The following is a 17,704-nucleotide window of genomic DNA, read 5'->3' as shown; positions in this document are numbered from 1 at the left end:
ACTATGGCCAGCGCAGACGGGCGTCACATCCGCTCGTGGGCTCGCGCGGTCCTGGCCCCCGGCACGGGACATCCGCCGTACTTTCGGCTGATTTACCCGGGCGGTGGCCGCCCTACGTTGTCCGGGAGGGGGAAGCATGACTGCTGGGATCTGGGCCGAGCCCCGCCCCGCGCGCCCGCCGGTGCGGGTCTGGCGGGACTGGGCGCTGTCCTCGGCTCTTGTCGCGGTCTCGCTCGTCGAGCTGCTGCTGCGCGACGACAGGACGTGGGCGCCGCTGCTGGTCGGTGTCAGCGTCGTGGTCGCGGCGTGCCTGCTGTGGCGACGCACGCGGCCGCTGGCCGCGGTCACCGTTGCATTCGGAGCCGTTCTCGCGTTCGACGTCGCGAGGATCGCGGTCATCGATACCACCGGCCTGCTGGGCATCGCAGGGCTGCTGGTGCTGCCCTACGCCCTGCTGCGCTGGGGGGCGGGTCGCGAGGCCGCCCTCGGACTCGGCGTCATCCTCATCTGGCTACCCGTCACCCTCGTCGCGGACCCGACCTCACCCGCGGAGAAGGTCGCCGGTTACGGCTTCTTCCTGTTCTCGGCCGCGCTCGGCGCGGCAGTGCGCTACCGCACCAGGAGCCACGACCGCGACATCGAGCAGGTGCGGCTTCACCAGCGCAACGAACTCGCCCGCGAGCTGCACGACACGGTCGGGCACCGCGTCCTGGCCATCGCCGTCCAGGCACAGGCAGGTCGCGCGCTGTCCGCCGCGGATCCGGAGCGCGCGCTGGCCACCCTGGTCACCATCGAGGAGGAGGCGTCCCGGACGCTCACGGAGATGCGAGCCCTCGTGGGCGTGCTGCGCGACGGAACGGACGCCGATCTCGCCCCCCGGCGAGGGGTCGTGGACGTCGAACGACTCGCTCGTCCCGGCGGCGAGGTGCCGGCCGTGCGCGTGCAGGTCTCCGGGGACGTCGAGGCCGTTGAGCCAGCAGTCGGCACCGCCCTCTACCTGATCGCCGCCGAGGCGGTCACCAACGCGACCCGTCACGCCTGCGGTGCCACCGGAGTCACCGTCGACGTCACCGCATCCCGCAGCCGGGTGCGCCTGCGAGTGCGCGATGACGGTGAGACGAGTACGACCAGTTCCCCGCGCGCCGGCTACGGGCTGCGCGGCATGGCCGAGCGGGCGAGCCTGCTCGGCGGCACCCTCCGGGCGGGACCCGACCCGGACGGCGGCTGGAGCGTCGACGCGACGCTGCCTCTGACCGCGCGGGCATCATGACCATCCGCGTGCTGGTCGCTGACGACCAGGACATCGTCAGGGCAGGGCTCTGCATGATCCTGGACGCTCAACCGGGCATCACCGTCGTCGGCGAGGCCGCCGACGGCCGCCGGGCGATCGCCATGGCCCGTTCACTGCGTCCCGATGTCTGCCTGCTGGACATCCGCATGCCCGAGGTCGACGGGATCGAAGCCACCCGCCGGCTCGCCGGGGCCGACGTCGCAGATCCGCTGGCCGTCGTCGTCATCACCACTTTCGACCTCGACGAGTACGTCTACGGCGCGCTGAAGGCAGGTGCCCGGGGCTTCCTCCTCAAGGACGCCGGCGCCGAGATGCTCACCCAGGCCGTCCATGCCGCCGCTCGCGGCGACGCCCTGATCGCACCGAACATCACCGCGAGACTCCTGTCGTCCTTCGCGAACAGCCGCTCGCGCCCGGTGCCACCTGAGCCTGTCGAGCCGCTGACCGCTCGCGAGGAACAGGTCCTGCTGGCTGCCGCTCGCGGGCGGACGAACAGCGAGATCGGCGATGAGCTGTTCATCAGCCTCAGCACCGTCAAGACCCACATCGCCGCCCTGATGCGCAAGCTCAACGCCCGCAACCGTGTCGAGATCGTCATGTGGGCCTACGAGACACGGCGCGTCGGCAACTGATCGGCGTCTCGTACTCGAATCGCGGAAGCGGAGGCAGGAGCGTCGGGGCCGGATAAGGCGAGGGTCTCCCTTCGGGCGGGTTGGATGCGCATGCTGCTGGCCTCGGGCGAACCGTCGGGCGTCCGGCGGCTGTCCGCTCCTACACTAGGTTGCGCCATACGGTGTACGGCTGCGCGCGACGGCAAGACTTGGAAGCGGCGGCGGAGGCCGCCTCACGGCAGTCACAGGCAATTCAGTCGCGCCGCGTACGCCGGTCGGCTGACCGGGCATGGCGACAGCAGGGATCACTGACGAGCTACAGCGAACGGCTGGCTCGATGGGCAAGACGCCGCCACGGATCGGCTGGATAGCGAACTTCGACACCGCGTTCCTCAGCGGACCGGCTGCGCTACTCGGCGAGCGCCTCGTAGTAGCTCCGGGTTCGCCAACGCTCGGCACGAGGTGGGCTCGGTGGAGGTTACGACCTCATCTGCGGCGGTGCTGCCGACGGCGCGCGGCGGGCCGTTCGGCCCTGGCCCGGCGGTGCCGGCGGCGGGAGCGTGAGGCTGTGTCGGACACGGTGCTGGTCGTCGAGGACGATCGGGAGTTGCGGGAGGTGGTACGCCGCTACCTGGAACGGGCCGGGCACGCGGTGCACACCACCGGATCGGGTGCGGAAGCGCTGAGCCGCCTGGCCGTCGGCGGGGTCGACCTCGTCGTGCTGGATCTGGGCCTGCCGGACGTGGACGGCCTGGAGGTGCTGGCCGCCGCCCACGACGATCCGCGGGTGCCGGTGGTGGTGCTGACCGCGCGCAGCACGGTGGAGGAGCGCATCGACGGGTTGCGTCGGGGCGCCGACGACTACGTCACCAAGCCGTTCAGCCCGACGGAGTTGGTGTTACGGGTGGAGGCCGTGCTGCATCGTACCCGCGGCGCGGCCGGCTCCGCCGCGCCGGTTGGCTTCGGCGGTGGACGACTGCGGCTGGACGAGCAGCGCCACGAGGCGGTGCTGGACGGCACTGGGCTGGACCTGACCCCCACCGAGTGGGGACTGCTGACCGCACTGGCGGCCGCCCCCGGTCGGGTGTACTCCCGCTACGAGCTGATCAACCGGGTCCGCGGGTACGAGTTTCCCGGGTACGAGCGCACCATCGACTCGCACGTGAAGAACCTGCGCCGCAAGCTCGGTCCGGACGCCGTCGGCGTGGTGGAGACCGTTCTGGGCGTCGGTTACCGGATGGGCTGGACCCGTGACCGCTGAATTGTCGCGGCCGAGCAGCCGGGGGCGGCCCCTGTTCGGCCCGCTGGGTCGGCGGCTGCTGGCCGCGTTCGTGTTGGTCGCGCTCTCCTCGGTGGCTGTGCTCAGCGTCGCCGCGCTGGTGGCCACCAACCGCGGCCTGGCCAGCGCCCAGCAGGCCGAGCGGCAGCAGGTCGCGCAGCGAGTGGCGGCGGCGGCCGGGGCCGCGTACGCCGGGGCCGGGAGCTGGACCGGCGCGGAGCTGGCGCCGGCCGCGGCGTTGGCCCACGGCGCGGGTGCCCGCCTGGTGGTGCTGGACTACGGCGGCGGCATGGTCTGGCCCGGTCACGGGATGGGCGCCATGGCCGGCATGCAGACCAGCAGCGGTACGGTCGTGGAGGCGCCGGTCACTGCCGGCGGGCAACGGGTCGGCACCGTGCGGCTGGCCATCACCGCCGCGGCGGCCAGCGGGCGCGGCGTCGCCTGGTCGTGGATCGGCGGTGCCGCGCTGGCCGCGCTGGTCGTGGCGCTGCTCGTCAGCGCATTTGTGGCCGGCCGGCTGGCCCGGCCGCTGGTCGCGTTGGCCGCCGCCACCCGCCGCTTCGCGGCCGGCGACCACACCGCCCGGGCGGCGGTGTCCGCGCCGGGCGAGCTGGGCGAGGTGACGCGCGCCTTCGACACGATGGCCGAGGAGGTGGTACGCGCCGAGATGGTCCGCCGGCAGTTGGCCGCCGACGTGGCCCACGAACTGCGCACCCCGCTGGCCGCCCTGCAGGCCGGCCTGGAGGAACTGCGGGACGGGCTGAGTCCGGCCGACCCGCAACGGCTGGCCGCCCTGCACGACCAGACCCTGCGTCTCGGACGGGTCGTCGCGGACCTCGCCGACCTGTCCGCCGCCGAAGCCGCCATGCTGTCCCTGCACCCCGTCGACACCGATCTGGCCGCGGTGGCCCGCGCCGCGCTCGCCGCCCAACATCCGCGGCTGGACGCCGCCGGCTTGACCGTCACGGCCGATCTCGACCGGCCGGTCCCGGTACGGGCCGACCCGGACCGGCTGCACCAGGCCGTCACGAACCTGCTGGCCAACGCCGCCCGCTATTGCCGCCCCGGCGACCGGGTCCACCTGCGGGCGCGCGTCGAGACCGGCGACGCCCTGCTGACCGTGGCCGACACCGGCCCCGGCATCCCGGCAGAGGAACTGCCCCACGCCTTCGAACGGCTCTGGCGCGGCCGGGACGCCCGGCACATCGCCGGCAGCGGCATCGGCCTGGCCGTCGTCCGCGAGCTGATCACCGCGCACGGCGGTACGGTCGCGCTGGAATCACCCCCGGGCGGCGGACTCACCGTCACCATCCGCCTGCCGGCCCGGCAACCGGCCGCCGCCGGTTGACCCGGCGACGAACACCGCGGCCGGCAAGCAGTGTCGGGAAGGCCCTGCGCCCCGGCGGACCGCGGTGCCGGCGCTCGGCCGGCACCGTCGGCAGTCGTGGATCGGGGTCAGGTCCAGCGGGTGAACGCGGCCAGGTGTCGCTCCGAGGCGGCCAGCAGGTTGGTATAGACGTGCGTGACATCCGGGGCGGACAGGCCAGTGAACGCGGCCTTCAGGTCCGCGATGTCGGTCTGCTCGACCTTCCTGCCGACACCGAGGGCGGCCGGCTGGCTGGCGTTTCCTTCAGCGAGCAGCTTGTCGTACGTGGCCTGCACGGCTGGGTCGCTGAACTTCCCGTCGGTCATGCTCGCGGTCGGGTCGGCCACGTCGTAGCGCTGCAGCAGGGTCCGCACGGTGGTCAGGTGTTGGGCCTCGGAGTAGGCGATGTGGTCGAAGACCACCAGGTCGTACTTGGCGCCGAAGGCCAGGTACAGGTCGTGAGCCAGCTTCTCCTCCTGGGCCATCGCGGCCAGGATGCTCTTCTGCGCGTCGGTGAGCGCGCCCTGCTGGGCGGTGATCGACAAGCCTGCGCACTGGCCGTCACGGCCCATCGCGCCGGAGCCCATCATGCCGCCGGCGCCGTTACGGGCACCGTGGCCCATGCCACCGCCCCAGGCGTCACCGGGCGAGGCAGTGGCTGCCGGCCGGTCGAAGGGGCCGGCGCCGGCGAGCGCCGGCGCGGCGACCGCCACCCCGCCCAGGCCCAGCGCGCCGGCTGCCACCAGGATCATCGTCCGCCGAGTCGTTGTTCTCATCTCGTCCTCCTTCATCGGTGCCGACGCCACAACCGTGCCGCCGCAGGTTGCGGCTGCTGTGGAGACCGTGTGGAGGCGCCGTGGAGAACGCCGGCTCGGGAGCGGGAATGACCGCAGCCGCGAGGAACGGTCCACAGAACGGTGACAGCGCGGCGGGCGACCGGAGGCCTGGACGGCCATGCCCATCGAGGCGCTTCCGGCACGACCGGGCGGCTTCGACGATAGGCTGGGGAAAGTTGGGAATATTATCCCTATTCGCGCCCCGGGGTGGTCGTGCCAGTTCTGCAGTTCTTCAACTCACCAGCCGGTCGGATCGCTCGGGTCGTCCTCGGGTTGGTGCTGATCGTGGTCGGCGTGTCGTTTGGCGGCTGGTGGTGGCTGCTGGCCCTGCTGGGCCTGTTGGCGCTGGCCGCCGGGCTCTTCAACTTCTGCACCCTGGCGCCGTTGTTCGGCATGCCGTTGTCGGGCCGCCGCTTCCAGGAAGCGAGCCGGAGCAGAACCCGCCGGTGACCGCCTGGGTGCTCCCGCTGTTCGGCTGATGACGTGGTGGACGATCATCCTCATCGGCGCCGGGGTGGGCTACTTCGCCGGGCTGTTCGGCGCCGGCGGTTCCGCGGTCGGCACTGCCCTGCTGCACCTCGTCGAGGTACCGGCATTCGTCGCTCTGGCCTCACCGCCGCCGACGGCGATGCCCGTCGCGCTCCGTCGCGTGCGTACTGGAGACGGGGGGTTAATGGCGCGGCGAATCCTGGCGTGGAGCGTCGCCGTGGGGTTTCCGGCGACCGTGGTGGGCGCTCTGGTCACCCCGTACGTGGGCGGGCGGGTGCTGATGCGCGTGATCGAGGTGGTCGTCGCGGCCATCGGTGCAAGGTTGGCCCTCTTTCCGCAGCGTGACCGTGCCCACGAGGGCCGAGTCCGCGCGATCCGGTCCCGGATGGTGGCCGTGGACCGCGGTGGTCCGGTTCTTCTCGGGTTCACTGGCCAACAGTGGCGGGCTCCTGCTTGCCCCGCTCTGCCGGGTGGTCCTGCACCTGCCCATCAAGCGGGCGCCGGCGACGTCGCTGGCCGCTTCCGCCGTGTTGGCGCTGCCCGGCACGGTCACGCCCTGGCTGCTCGGGCACATCGACTGGCCGATCACGCTGGCGTACTCCGTCTTGGCGGTGCCTGCCGCGTACCTCGGCGCCCGGCTGGCCATCCGCGCCAACCCCGGCTGGTCGGCCCCGGCCTACGGCGTCGTGCTCGTTCTGCTCGCCGTGGGCCTTCTTCTCTCCGGCCGGTGATGCCGCACCCGAGCCCCACCGGCCGGGCCGCCGGGCCCAAGGTCCTCTCATCAGGGCCGGACGGGACTTCTGCGGAGGCAGACTGCGGGTGTTGGCTGAATCGGGAGCACGGGAAGGAGCAGGACCATGGGCCAGGCTGGGGCGCAGGCCGTGAACGAGCAGGTCGGGACGGTGGACGTCCGTTTCGCGGCGGGTGAGTCGTACGAGTTCGCGGTGCGGGGACACCATCTGCTGGTGGATCAGCCGCCGGAGGCGGGCGGCGACGACGCGGCACCGACGCCGACGGAGTTTTTCGTGGCGTCGCTGGCCACCTGTGTCGCGTTTTACGCCGGCCGGTATCTAACCCGGCACGGGTTGAACCGGGACGGTCTGGGGGTGTCGGTCACGTACCGGATGGCGGCGGACCGGCCGGCGCGGGTGGCCGACATCCAGCTGCGCCTGCGGCTGCCGCACGGGTTCCCGGAGGCTCGGACGCAGGCGCTGCTGGCGGTGGCGTCGCACTGCACGGTGCACAACACCCTGGCTTCACCACCGACGGTCACCGTCGACGTGCTCTGACCGCGTCCGGGCAGGGGAAGGCGCGCCATGGAGACGAGCCGTCTGCCGTCGGGGTCCGAGCGGCTGCTGGCCCGGATCCGCGAGGGGATCGTCGGTGAGGGTGAGGTGCTGGACTGCCCGTACGGGCCACGGCGGATAACCTACGCCGACTACACCGCCTCCGGCCGGTCGCTCGACTCCATCGAGGACGCCATCCGCAAGTGGGTGCTGCCCCGCTACGCCAACACCCACACCGAGAGTTCCGGCACCGGCCTGGCGACCGGGCGGCTGCGGGAGGATGCCCGGCGGGTCATCCACGACGCGGTCGGCGGGACCGACGAGCACGTCGTCGTCTTCTGCGGGTCGGGGGCCACGGCGGCGGTCAACAAGCTGATCGGGATCCTCGAGCTGCGGCTGCCGGACGGGCCGGCGCAGCGCTACCGGCTCCTCGACCGCATTCCGCCCGAGCAGCGGCCGGTGGTGTTCGTGGGCCCCTACGAGCATCACTCCAACGAACTGCCCTGGCGCGAGACGTACGCCGACGTGGTGGTCATCGGCGCGGACGCCGACGGACACATCGACCAGGCGGAACTCGCCGCGCACCTGGCCCGGTACGCGGAGCGGCCGCTGCGGATCGGCAGCTTCTCCGCCGCCTCCAACGTCACCGGCATCCTGTCCGACGTCGACGAGATCGCGGCGCTGCTGCACGCCAACGGGGCCTTGTCGTTCTGGGACTACGCGGCCGCCGGCCCGTACGTGCCGATCCGGATGGGTGAATCGACGCCGGGCGCCGGGGACGACAAGGACGCGGTGTTCCTGTCCCCGCACAAATTCGTCGGCGGGCCGCAGACGCCCGGTGTCCTGGTGCTGCGCCGAGACCTGATCCGCAACCGGGTGCCGACCGCCCCCGGCGGTGGCACCGTCGCGTTCGTCGACCCGACCGGCCACCGCTACCTCGACGACCCGGTCGCCCGGGAGGAGGGCGGTACGCCGGCGATCGTCGAGTCGATCCGAGCGGGCCTGGTGTTCGCGCTGAAGCAGGCCGTCGGCACCGACGTCATCCAGGCCCGTGAGGAAGAGTTGTGGTCGCGGGCGCTGCGCCACTGGTCGGCGAACCCGCGGATCGAGGTGCTCGGAAACCCCGAGGCCCGACGGCTGTCCATCGTGTCCCTGCGTATCCGCCAGAGCGGGCGGTATCTGCACCACAACTTCGTGGTCGCGCTGCTCAACGACCTTTTCGGCATCCAGACCCGCGGTGGCTGTTCCTGCGCGGGACCCTACGGCCATCGTCTGCTGGCGATCGATGCGCAACGCTCCCACGCGATCCGCGGCGAGATCGGCCTCGGCTGCGAGGGGATCAAGCCGGGCTGGGTACGGATCAACTTCAACTACTTCATCTCCGACACCGTGGCGGACTATCTCGTCGAGGCGGTCGACCTGGTTGCCCGCTACGGGCACCGGCTGCTGACCGACTACCGCTTCGACCCTCGCACCGGTCTGTGGCGCCACCACCGTGGCCCGGGGCCGGCGTTGAGCCTGGCAGACCTGAGCCACCTCTTCGACGACGCGGCACCGCGGCCCGGCCGGCGAGATCGGGTCGGCGAGGACGCCTTGGCGGGGTACCTGCGCGCCGCCTCGGAGCTCTTCGCCGCGCGGGACGACCATCTCGACGAGGGTCCGACCGGCCTGCCGCCCGACTTCGAGGAGTTGCGCTGGTTCCCTCTTCCCCCGGTGTGCACCGCGCCGGCGCTCGCCGGCGGACCGTAACGACCGGCGGGACGTCGAACAGCCCTCGCGTGGGCAGCACCAGCACGATGCGAAGCGCCTCAGCCATGCCGGCGATCACTGGTAGTGCGACTCGACCGGGTCGGTGAGAGCGACGTCAGATGCCTTCGCGCGGCTACCGCCTCCACCTGGCCGGCATGCTGCCCCGCACCCGCCCGCACACCCACAATCCGAGGAAGCTCCGATGAGCGGCCGGCCCGCCGCTACGCCCGACGACGCCGAGGTCGACACGGCAGAAGCCGCCCGAATGGTCTCCGACGGCCGGGCATCGCTACTCGACGTACCGGAACCCGACGAGTGGACCGCCGGACACGCACCGCAGGCCCCGCTACGACATGTGGCTGCTCAAGCGGCACGGGCTTCCGGCGATGTACTGGCACGGCATGCTGCGCGGCCTCCTCTGGTCGCCCCGGCACGGTTTTGCCGAATCACTCACGCCGGTCGTTCGCGGCCGGCACCATCTCACCTCAGGGAGGGCAGAGCATGAGCTACGCGATGACGATCCGGCTGTCCGCCGGGTTCACCCCGGCCGTCGAGCGGGTCCGGGCGGCACTGAAGGACCAGGGTTTCGGCGTGCTGACCGAGATCGACATGCGGGCCACACTGCACGAGAAGCTCGGGGTCGAGCTCGAGGAGTACGTCATCCTCGGCGCCTGCAACCCGCCGCTGGCGCATCGGGCCGTGCAGGCCGACCGGAACATCGGCCTGCTCCTGCCGTGCAACGTCGTGGTGCGCGCCGACGGGCCGGGCGCCACCCTGGTGCAGGCGCTCGACCCGCGGGTGATGGTGCAGCTGAGCGATGCCGCCGACCTGCGGGCGGTCGCCGACGAGGCAACCCGCCGACTGCGCGCCGCCCTGGACGCCCTCTCCGGATGAGAAACGGCGGGGGTGCGGGCATCGCCAGGACCCCCCGCGGTCATCAGGGTGTCACCGGCTGGCCGGAAGCTTGGCTCGCACCTCGTCCATGTCGAGGTCGCGGACCGCCTGGATCACCTTCTCCAGAGCCGTGGCCGGCAGCGCACCCGGCTGGGAGAAGACCAGCACGCCGTCCCGGAAGGCCATCAGCGTCGGGATCGACCGGATCTGGGCTGCCGCGGCGAGACCCTGCTCCACCTCGGTGTCCACCTTGCCGAACACGATGTCCTGGTGCTTTTCACTGGCCTGCTCGAAGACGGGCGCGAAGCCGCGGCAGGGACCGCACCAGCTCGCCCAGAAGTCCACCAGCACGATCCCGTCGCGGGTGACGTTCTCCTCGAAGTCCGCGCCGGTCAACGCCACGCTCGCCATGTCCAACCTCCACGTTTCGGCGGCAGTGCTCTCACACAGGTCAACATACCCCCGGGGGTTTGCATTCCCGGCGGTCGCAACCCTCACACCGGTACTCGGCCGGCGGAATGCCGAACGGGGCCCGGCGCGCTATGGTCGACGTAGATACCCCGGGGGGTATCTGGACGGAGGATGAGATGCAAGAGGTGAACCTGGCGGACTTCGCCGCCGCGCACGCCGACGGGGCCACTGTGGTGGACGTCCGCGAGCCGTTCGAATACGTCGAGGGCCACGTGCCCGGCGCCCGGTCGGTGCCGCTGGCACAACTGGCTGCAGTGGTCGGAGAACTTCCCCGCAGCCGCCCGGTCTACGTCATCTGTGCCAGCGGTGGCCGCAGCCTGTCCGCGGCGCAGTTCCTGGCCCGCGCGGGCATCGACGCCCGGTCGGTCGCCGGCGGCACCGGCGGGTGGGCTCGCAGTGGTCGCGCCATCGTGACGGGAGCGGACGCGTGAACCTCGGCGGGATGCTGAAGAAGGTCTTCGGAAAGCAGCACACCTCCATCGGGCCCGAGGAGGCTGCGGCGCTGATCGCTGATGGAGGGCTGTTGCTCGACGTCCGGGAGCCGGCCGAATGGCGTGCCGGCCACGCACCTCGGGCCCGGCACATCCCGCTCGGCCAGCTCACCGGCCGAACCGGTGAAGTACCGGCGGACCGGCTGGTGATCACCGCGTGTCGGTCCGGGGCGCGTTCGCGGCAGGCGGCCGCGCTGCTCGCCCGCGACCACCACCAGACCTACAACCTGGCCGGCGGGATGCGGGCCTGGGTCCGAGCCGGAATGCCGCTCCAGGCCAAGGGTGGGCGGCCCGGGCACCTGACCTGAGGCGGCCCGGCGGGCCGCCGCCCCCTGCGAAGGTCCCGAGAGCCCGGGACCTTCGACCAAATATACCCCCGGGGGTATACGCTATCGTCATTACATCGCTGGTCATCACTTCGAAGGAGTCGGCACCATGTTGTTCACCCAGTACTACCTGGATTGCCTGTCCCAGGCGTCGTACCTGATCGCCGACGAGCGCACCGGCCGGGCCGTGCTGGTCGACCCGCGCCGCGACATCGACGAGTACCTGGCCGACGCGCGGTCGCACGGCCTGACCATCGAAGGGGTGATCAACACCCACTTCCACGCCGACTTCCTCGCCGGTCACCTTGAGGTGGCTGCGGCGACTGGCGCCTGGATCGGCTACGGGCAGCGGGCCGAGACCGAGTATCCGATCCGCAAGCTCACCGACGGTGAGCGGATCAGCCTCGGCGACGTGACCCTGGAGATCATGGAGACCCCGGGCCACACGCCCGAGTCGATCAGCGTGCTGGTCCATGAGCACGCCAACGACCCGGTGCCGCACGGGGTGATGACCGGCGATGCCCTGTTCATCGGCGACGTGGGCCGCCCCGACCTGCTCGCCTCCTTCGGCGTCACCGCCGACGAGTTGGGCGCGATGCTCTACGACAGCGTCCAGCACAAGCTGATGGGCCTGCCCGACGAGGTCCGGGTCTTCCCCGCCCACGGCGCCGGCTCGGCCTGCGGGAAGAACCTCTCCACCGAGCGGCAGTCCACCATCGGCGAGCAGCGCCGCACCAACTACGCCTGCGCCCCGATGAGCCAGGAGCAGTTCCTCGCCCTGGTCACCGGCGGCCAGCCGTCCGCGCCCGGCTACTTCGCCTTCGACGCCGTGCTCAACCGCAAGACCCGCGAGCTGTTCGACCACACCAAGGCCCCGCGGCCGCTCGACGCCGCCGAGTTCGCCCAGGCCCGCGCCGACGGCGCGGTCGTGGTCGACGCCCGCGACCCGCAGGAGTTCGCCACGGGCCACCTCGTGGGGGCCGTCAACATCCCCGCCGACGGTCGGTTCGCCGAGACCGCGGGCAGCGTGATCGCCCCGGACCGCAAGGTACTCGTGGTGGCCCCGCAGGACCGGGAGGAGGAGATCGTCGTACGGCTCGCCCGGATCGGCTTCGACCACGTCGTCGGCTATCTCCGCGAGCCCGAAGGCGCGTTCCTCGAGATGGCCGGGGACATGGCCCGCGCGAGCCGGTTGACCGCCACCGAGCTGCGCGACGCGCTGAACCGCCCCGAGGCACCGGTGGTGCTCGACGTCCGCAACGCCGGTGAGCGCGAGCAGGGTGCCGTTCCGGGCTCCCTGCACATCCCCCTCGCCGAGCTGACGCGGCGCCTCGACGAGGTGCCGGTGGACCGGCCGGTCGTCGTGCACTGCGCGGGCGGCTACCGCTCCTCGGTGGCGGCCAGCCTGCTCCGCAACGCCGGTCGGGCGGACGTCTCCGACCTGCTCGGGGGCTACGGCGCCTGGCAGACCATGCACGCCGCCGTCTGAACGTCCCTTAGGAGTACGGCTCGAAGGTGGTTGGCAGGACCTCACGGAGGTAGTCCAGCGAGCTGACCCTTCCGGTGCCGCCCAGAGCATCCAACAGTAGGTCCAACATGCCGCCTGGATAGCGTTCTCCGGTCCGGCCGCGAATGTCGGCCACCACGCACGTCCACCCGTCGGCGGGCTTGCTGGTCAACTCCCAACAAAGCTCAAACTCGCCGTTGACCGTCCCCCAAGCGAACAGTTCGCCCGGCTTGTTGCCGAACCTGTAGTAATCCTCGATACCGTTGGCCGGATCGGTTCGCCAGAGAAGTACGTCGACGTAGTAAGCCGCATCCTCGCGGTATTCCCTCTCGCATGGATGGAACACCTGCACGAAGTCGAACGCGCCCGGAGGGAACCGCTCCACGTACTGCCGAAAGTCCGTCGGGAACTGGTGACCGAAGGCGACCTCCAACGACGACCAGTCCACGTCGTACGCAGACCTGCCGCTCCAGCCGACCAACGCCGCCAGCCTGTCGACCGCAGTACCCGCACCTGTCACGCTCACATCCTTCCAGGCCGGCCGGCGGCTACTGCTACAGCACCAGATTGGCTCATCCGCCATCCCGCATGCCGCATGCCGCCGAGCCGCCCTCCTGGCGAGCCGGGCGCTGCCCGGCCCGCCACGTCACCGGACCTCGATGCCGTCGCCGACCTCGCCCGTGGGATCACTCTGATCGATGACCTTCGGTCATTCGTCGATGGCCGCCCCGCGCGGAGGTGGCGCTCGTCGGCATCGGAGCCTCGCCAGGACCACCGACAACAACACGAACACCACGCCGCCGCCGACCACGGCCGGTATCCAGCGCGCCGGACCACCGGTCGAGTCGATCGAGGCGGCGATCCAGTCGTCGAGGACGTCGGTGCGGGCGCTGAAGTCGGGGCCCGGATGCGGACACCCCGGGCCGGTGCTGACGACCGCCACCAGGGCGGCCGTGCCGTCCGCGCGCTCGCGGAAGTAGGGTCCGCCGGAGTCGTGCGGGCACGGGCTGGTGTCCGCACGAGGCTGCCGGCCGGAGGTCTCGATGGCTTCCGCGCCGATCCGACCGACGGTGAATCGGCCGGTCTGGAGCCGGCCCGCCGGCACGAGTCCGTCGGCGGTGGTTGAGCCGTACCCGGTCAGCCGGAGCACTTCCCCGGGCACCGGCGGCGCGTCGGCGAGCCGCAGCGGCACCACGCCGGTGATCGCGGTGTCGAGCTCGACGAGGGCCACGTCGACGGTGTCAGCCTGCCGGACCGCGACCACCTCCGCCTCGTACCCGACCCGACTGGCGAGGTCCGTGCGCCCGACCGTGACACTGGTCCGGTCGGCGACGACCCGGCTGACGCGCCGGCCGTCGGGTCCGCGAAAACAGTGCCCAGCGGTGATCACCCAACGCGGGGCGATCAACGCACCGGAACACCAACTGTCCCGGGTGCCGCCGCCGGCCACCGGCAGACCGGTCATGGTCAGCCGGGCCGAGAACCGGTACGCGCCGTCAGCCGCGTCCGTAGCGTGCGCGATGGCCGATGCCGGCCGGGTCGAGACCGGAGCCACGGCGACAACGGCGGCCGTCAGGACGATCGTGGCACACTTCGAGACGACTCGGAGCACGGAATCACCAGCCTGTACGAGCGGGAGCGGGAACGCACCCAGGCTGCGACACCTGGCGTACGCGGAGCGTCAGCGGCGCCCTTATCGGTTCTTTATCCGACGGGTGGCAATCTTTCGGGCGGCGGCTCCGGGGCACGACCAACGACGGGGAGGGAACGCGGTGCGGGTGCTGATGGCGGACGACGAGCGGATGCTTTCCGACACGGTGGCCGACGGGCTTCGCCGGTTGTCCATGGCGGTCGACGTGGTCTACGACGGTGACAGCGCCCTGGAGCGGCTCGCGGTCAACCGTTACGACGTGGCCGTCCTCGACCGGGACATGCCAGGACAGACCGGCGACGAGGTGTGCCGATGGATCGCCGGGTCCGGCCTCGGCACCCGGGTGCTGCTGCTGACCGCCGCCGCCGGGATCCGGCAACGCGTCGAGGGTCTCGGCCTCGGCGCGGACGACTACCTGACCAAGCCGTTCGCCTTCGCCGAACTCGTCGCCCGACTGCAGGCGCTGTCCCGACGTTCGACCCCGGCGCTGCCCCCGGTGCTCGAGCAGGACGGGATCGTGCTGGACGTCTCGAGGCACAGCGCCTCCCGCGACGGGCTGGCGCTCTCGTTGTCACCGAAGGAGTACGCCGTCCTGCACGTGCTGATGCGCGCCGGCGGCCGGATGGTCAGCGCCGAGGACCTGCTGGAGCAGGCCTGGGACGAACACACCGACCCGTTCACCAACACCGTACGGACCACCGTGATGACCCTGCGCCGCAAGCTCGGAGATCCGCCGGTGATCCAAACCGTGCCGCGCGTCGGCTATCGGTTCGGGGCATGAGCTCGCCCTCACCGGCCCGGCGGATCCTCCTGGTCGTCGGGATCCTCCTGCTGATCGCCCCGTTCGTGACGACGGTCGCTGAGCTGCTGCTCGCGCTGTGGCGGGAGTTCGGCCCGTCCTGGTGCGCCACACCCGGGTTGCGGGCGCCGGGCAACGACGCCTCGTTCTTCTGCGTACAGGTGTTCCGGCGTCCGCGCCTGCCCATGGCGATCGCCGTGACGGTCGTCCTGCTGATCCTCCTGGCCGCCGGCTACCCCGCCGCGCGCTGGTGCCTGCGTCCGCTGCGGGGCCTCGTACCCGTGATCGCCAATGTCGGACCACAGAACCTGGGCTACCGGCTGAAGCCCGGCCCGGGCCGCGACGAACTGACGGTCCTGGGCCGCGCCATCGACGCGATGATGGACCGGATCGCGGTGGGATACGAGGCCCAACGCCGATTCGCCGCGGACGCGTCCCACGAACTGCGGACCCCGCTCGCCGTTCAGCGCACGCTGATCGAGGTCAGCATGGCGCGTACCCTCAACGACGATCAGCTCGCGCTGCTCACCGCACAGCTGCTGGAGACCAACGAGCGCAACGAACGCCTGATCGAAGGGCTGCTGGTGCTCAGCGAGAGCGACCGTGGCCTGCTGACGCACGTCCCCCTGCGGCTCGACCGGATCGCCGCGACGGTGCTGGACGCCCACCGGGCCCGGGCCGAGAAGGCCGACGTCACGATCATCAGCCGGCTGAGCCCTCGGCTGGTCGCCGGCGAGCAGGTGCTGCTGGAAAGACTTGTCGTCAACCTCGTGCAGAACGGCCTGAAGTACAACCGCCCCGGAGGCACCCTGGAGGTGCGAGTGGGCACGGACCCGGCGCTGGTCGTCGAGAACACCGGCGACGACGTCCCCCCGGACGAGGTCGCCGCCCTGTTCGAGCCGTTCCGGCGCAGGTCCGGCAGACGCATCGACCACAGCGGCGGCGCAGGTCTCGGACTGGCGATCGCCCGCTCGATCACCCAGGCGCACGAGGGCATCATCACCGCGTCCTCCACCGGCCGGGACGGCCTGCGGATCCAGGTGACGTTCCCCGTGGTGGACGACGACGCAGCGGGCACGGCCGACGACTGAACCACCGGACGTCCACCGACGGCGTCGACGACGCCGCGTCCCACCCCGAGCCGGAACACAAGCTTGAGGTCTACCGCAGCCTCGGGCTGCACCTGTCGTACGATCCGGAAACACAAACGGTGCGGGCAAGTGTTGACCTTGCCGCGCACCGTTGGGATTCAGTTGGTGTCCGAGGGGGGACTTGAACCCCCACGCCCTATACGGGCACTAGCACCTCAAGCTAGCGCGTCTGCCATTCCGCCACCCGGACCTGCCCGTCCAGCCTACCCAATCGACCGAGGTGAGCGCGTCACCGCATCGGCCGGCCCGGCGGGCCGCACGGGGCATTACTGTACACGGCCCGGAACGATCATGCACATCACCACCAACGCGCCATGTATGAGCAGCTCAGACGCTGTGCAATCCGGGCGGGTAGCGCGGGACCGGCGAGTCCGGGCAGCATTGCTCTCGTGCCCCACCCCTCCCCGCTGACCGCCGCGCAACACCAGGCCCTGGCGCTTCGCGCCGCGGGCGATCTCACCGGCGCCCGCCGCCTGCTCGCGGACGCGATCACCGCGGCCCGACCGGCGTACGGCGAGGACCACCAGGACGTCCTGGCCACCGGTCACCTGCTCGCCCGGCTGCACCGGGAGGCCGACGACCCGGCCGCTGCCCGACGGGTGCTCGAGGAGGCCTACGCGGCGGGCGAGCGCCGTCGCGGCGACGCCGACCCGCTGATGCTCGCCCTCAGTTTCGACCTCGCCGGCGTGGCGGAGGAGCTGGGCAACCGGCACGAGGCCCGCCGCAACTACGGCCGGGTGGCCACCGCCGGGCCCGCCGTGCTCGGTCCGGACCACCCCGCGGTACGCGCAGCCCGCCACTATCTCGGCGGCTCCGCCGCCGCTCCCGGCGGTTACGGCCCACCTCCCGGCGGCTCCGCCGCCGCTGCCGGTGGCTCCCCCGACCCGGCGTTGTCCGGGCCCACCGTGTCGCTGCCGGCGGTCGCGCCCTCGTACCCTTCCCGACCGGTCCCGCCGCCGCCTCCCGCACCCCCGGTGCCCGGCGCGGAGTGGGCGCCACCACCGAGGTCGGCGTCCCGGACGCCCTGGCCGGGGTCGACGTCGCCCCGGAGCGCGCGGACGCCGCTGCCACCTCCACCGGTCATCCCTTCCTCGGCACCCCCGGCCCCACCCGCAGCGACGGAGCGGCAGTCGAGTCCCTGGGCACCGCCTCCGACGCCCCCGGGAGTGACGCCCGTCCCGCCGGGGCACGGCGTGACGCCGGTCCCGCCAGGCCACGGCGTGACGCCGGTCCCGTCCCGGCCGCCGGTCGTCCCGCCGCCGATCCCCGGGCGGCCGGCGCCGACCCCCACAGTCGCTCCCCTGCCTCCGGCACCGGTGATCCCGCCGTCTCGCCGGCCGTCGCCCGACGTCGGGGCAGATCCGGTTGCGCCGGCCCGAGCGATGCCGGCCTCCGCCGCGCCGGTGCCACCGCCTCCGTCCACCACGCCGCCCACGCCCCGCCACCCGGCCCCGGTCTCGGGCCCGCCGTCGAGTGGCGTCCTGCCGCCACCGCCGAGTGTTCCGGT

The 17,704-nt window shown here is 72.0% G+C and carries 18 protein-coding genes, 1 tRNA gene and 1 pseudogene; 15 read left to right on the top strand and 5 right to left on the bottom strand.

The features are described 5' to 3' along the window. Window positions 1-136: 136 nt before the first annotated feature. From O7598_RS09810 to O7598_RS09795, 4 genes are all read left to right on the top strand, one after another. Window positions 137-1,270, top strand: a complete 1,134-nt coding sequence (locus tag O7598_RS09810) for a sensor histidine kinase (RefSeq protein ID WP_269690993.1) — start codon at window positions 137-139, stop codon at window positions 1,268-1,270. Continuing rightward, the gene (locus O7598_RS09805) at window positions 1,267-1,923 is read left to right on the top strand and encodes a response regulator (protein WP_269690992.1); all 657 of its coding nucleotides are present in this window, start codon (window positions 1,267-1,269) and stop codon (window positions 1,921-1,923) included. Before O7598_RS09810 ends, O7598_RS09805 begins: the two co-directional genes overlap by 4 nt. Window positions 1,924-2,470: 547 nt before the next feature. Then, window positions 2,471-3,163 carry a response regulator transcription factor gene (locus O7598_RS09800; protein ID WP_269690991.1) on the top strand — a complete coding sequence of 231 codons (693 nt, stop codon included), beginning with the start codon at window positions 2,471-2,473 and terminating at the stop codon, window positions 3,161-3,163. Further along, window positions 3,153-4,529, top strand: coding sequence for a HAMP domain-containing sensor histidine kinase (locus O7598_RS09795; protein ID WP_269690990.1), 1,377 nt, complete (start codon window positions 3,153-3,155; stop codon window positions 4,527-4,529). Before O7598_RS09800 ends, O7598_RS09795 begins: the two co-directional genes overlap by 11 nt. Before the next feature lie 107 nt (window positions 4,530-4,636). Here the strand turns inward: O7598_RS09795 and O7598_RS09790 are convergent, their stop codons facing one another. Then, window positions 4,637-5,323: a ferritin-like domain-containing protein gene (locus O7598_RS09790; RefSeq protein ID WP_269690989.1), complete on the bottom strand. Its 687-nt coding sequence runs from the start codon at window positions 5,321-5,323 to the stop codon at window positions 4,637-4,639. A gap of 273 nt (window positions 5,324-5,596) precedes the next feature. Here O7598_RS09790 and O7598_RS09785 point away from each other — a divergent pair, with 273 nt between their 5' ends. The 5 genes from O7598_RS09785 (at window position 5,597) to O7598_RS09765 (ending at window position 9,801) form a co-directional block, all read left to right on the top strand. Next, on the top strand, window positions 5,597-5,833 hold the full coding sequence (locus O7598_RS09785) for a YgaP-like transmembrane domain (RefSeq protein ID WP_269690988.1): 237 nt from the start codon (window positions 5,597-5,599) through the stop codon (window positions 5,831-5,833). 386 nt (window positions 5,834-6,219) lie between these two features. Beyond that, entirely contained in the window at window positions 6,220-6,603 is a 384-nt protein-coding gene (locus O7598_RS09780; RefSeq protein ID WP_269690987.1) for a sulfite exporter TauE/SafE family protein, read from the top strand. A 126-nt stretch (window positions 6,604-6,729) separates the two neighbouring features. After that, window positions 6,730-7,161: an OsmC family protein gene (locus O7598_RS09775; protein WP_269690986.1), complete on the top strand. Its 432-nt coding sequence runs from the start codon at window positions 6,730-6,732 to the stop codon at window positions 7,159-7,161. Window positions 7,162-7,188: 27 nt separating this feature from the next. After that, window positions 7,189-8,907 carry an aminotransferase class V-fold PLP-dependent enzyme gene (locus tag O7598_RS09770; RefSeq protein WP_269690985.1) on the top strand — a complete coding sequence of 573 codons (1,719 nt, stop codon included), beginning with the start codon at window positions 7,189-7,191 and terminating at the stop codon, window positions 8,905-8,907. Window positions 8,908-9,408: 501 nt separating this feature from the next. Further along, window positions 9,409-9,801 (top strand): DUF302 domain-containing protein, encoded by a 393-nt coding sequence (locus O7598_RS09765; protein WP_269690984.1) that lies wholly within the window; start codon window positions 9,409-9,411, stop codon window positions 9,799-9,801. Window positions 9,802-9,852: 51 nt separating this feature from the next. Here O7598_RS09765 and trxA read toward each other — a convergent pair whose 3' ends face one another. Beyond that, a complete protein-coding gene (gene trxA, locus O7598_RS09760) occupies window positions 9,853-10,212 on the bottom strand; it encodes a thioredoxin (protein WP_269690983.1) in 360 nt (119 codons plus the stop codon). 176 nt (window positions 10,213-10,388) lie between these two features. Between trxA and O7598_RS09755 the strand changes: the two genes are divergently transcribed. The 3 genes from O7598_RS09755 to O7598_RS09745 all read left to right on the top strand — a co-directional run bounded on the left by O7598_RS09755 (window position 10,389) and on the right by O7598_RS09745 (window position 12,578). Continuing rightward, window positions 10,389-10,703 carry a rhodanese-like domain-containing protein gene (locus O7598_RS09755; protein WP_269690982.1) on the top strand — a complete coding sequence of 105 codons (315 nt, stop codon included), beginning with the start codon at window positions 10,389-10,391 and terminating at the stop codon, window positions 10,701-10,703. An 11-nt stretch (window positions 10,704-10,714) separates the two neighbouring features. Then, a complete protein-coding gene (locus O7598_RS09750; RefSeq protein WP_269694828.1) occupies window positions 10,715-11,071 on the top strand; it encodes a rhodanese-like domain-containing protein in 357 nt (118 codons plus the stop codon). A 127-nt stretch (window positions 11,072-11,198) separates the two neighbouring features. Then, the gene (locus O7598_RS09745) at window positions 11,199-12,578 is read left to right on the top strand and encodes an MBL fold metallo-hydrolase (protein ID WP_269690981.1); all 1,380 of its coding nucleotides are present in this window, start codon (window positions 11,199-11,201) and stop codon (window positions 12,576-12,578) included. Window positions 12,579-12,585: 7 nt separating this feature from the next. Here O7598_RS09745 and O7598_RS09740 read toward each other — a convergent pair whose 3' ends face one another. Then, window positions 12,586-13,116, bottom strand: a complete 531-nt coding sequence (locus tag O7598_RS09740; RefSeq protein WP_269690980.1) for a hypothetical protein — start codon at window positions 13,114-13,116, stop codon at window positions 12,586-12,588. 189 nt (window positions 13,117-13,305) lie between these two features. After that, the gene (locus O7598_RS09735; protein WP_269690979.1) at window positions 13,306-14,151 is read right to left on the bottom strand and encodes a S1 family peptidase; all 846 of its coding nucleotides are present in this window, start codon (window positions 14,149-14,151) and stop codon (window positions 13,306-13,308) included. A gap of 217 nt (window positions 14,152-14,368) precedes the next feature. On the opposite strand from O7598_RS09735, the gene O7598_RS09730 reads away from it, so the two are divergent. Both O7598_RS09730 and O7598_RS09725 read left to right on the top strand, forming a co-directional pair. Next, window positions 14,369-15,028: a response regulator transcription factor gene (locus O7598_RS09730; RefSeq protein ID WP_269690978.1), complete on the top strand. Its 660-nt coding sequence runs from the start codon at window positions 14,369-14,371 to the stop codon at window positions 15,026-15,028. After that, window positions 15,025-16,137 (top strand): sensor histidine kinase, encoded by a 1,113-nt coding sequence (locus tag O7598_RS09725; protein WP_269690977.1) that lies wholly within the window; start codon window positions 15,025-15,027, stop codon window positions 16,135-16,137. Before O7598_RS09730 ends, O7598_RS09725 begins: the two co-directional genes overlap by 4 nt. A 163-nt stretch (window positions 16,138-16,300) precedes the next feature. Here O7598_RS09725 and O7598_RS09720 read toward each other — a convergent pair. After that, window positions 16,301-16,387 (bottom strand) — tRNA-Leu (locus O7598_RS09720). Between the two features lie 124 nt (window positions 16,388-16,511). On the opposite strand from O7598_RS09720, the pseudogene O7598_RS31440 reads away from it, so the two are divergent. Next, window positions 16,512-16,760: pseudogene (locus O7598_RS31440) on the top strand (hypothetical protein); the annotation flags it as partial. Between the last annotated feature and the right edge of the window lie 944 nt (window positions 16,761-17,704).

The sequence above is a fragment of the Micromonospora sp. WMMC241 genome, from assembly GCF_027460165.1.
GTDB lineage: Bacteria > Actinomycetota > Actinomycetes > Mycobacteriales > Micromonosporaceae > Micromonospora > Micromonospora humi.
Note: the sequence above shows the minus strand (reverse complement) of the source record. Positions and strands in the feature narration are given on the sequence as shown.

Coding starts and splice junctions, on each gene's coding strand:
- O7598_RS09810 (WP_269690993.1), top strand. CDS start 137: ATGACTGCTGGGATCTGGGCCGAGCCCCGCCCCGCGCGCCCGCCGGTG.
- O7598_RS09805 (WP_269690992.1), top strand. CDS start 1,267: ATGACCATCCGCGTGCTGGTCGCTGACGACCAGGACATCGTCAGGGCA.
- O7598_RS09790 (WP_269690989.1), bottom strand. CDS start 5,323: ATGAGAACAACGACTCGGCGGACGATGATCCTGGTGGCAGCCGGCGCG.
- O7598_RS09775 (WP_269690986.1), top strand. CDS start 6,730: ATGGGCCAGGCTGGGGCGCAGGCCGTGAACGAGCAGGTCGGGACGGTG.
- O7598_RS09770 (WP_269690985.1), top strand. CDS start 7,189: ATGGAGACGAGCCGTCTGCCGTCGGGGTCCGAGCGGCTGCTGGCCCGG.
- O7598_RS09765 (WP_269690984.1), top strand. CDS start 9,409: ATGAGCTACGCGATGACGATCCGGCTGTCCGCCGGGTTCACCCCGGCC.
- trxA (WP_269690983.1), bottom strand. CDS start 10,212: ATGGCGAGCGTGGCGTTGACCGGCGCGGACTTCGAGGAGAACGTCACC.
- O7598_RS09755 (WP_269690982.1), top strand. CDS start 10,389: ATGCAAGAGGTGAACCTGGCGGACTTCGCCGCCGCGCACGCCGACGGG.
- O7598_RS09750 (WP_269694828.1), top strand. CDS start 10,715: ATGCTGAAGAAGGTCTTCGGAAAGCAGCACACCTCCATCGGGCCCGAG.
- O7598_RS09745 (WP_269690981.1), top strand. CDS start 11,199: ATGTTGTTCACCCAGTACTACCTGGATTGCCTGTCCCAGGCGTCGTAC.
- O7598_RS09725 (WP_269690977.1), top strand. CDS start 15,025: ATGAGCTCGCCCTCACCGGCCCGGCGGATCCTCCTGGTCGTCGGGATC.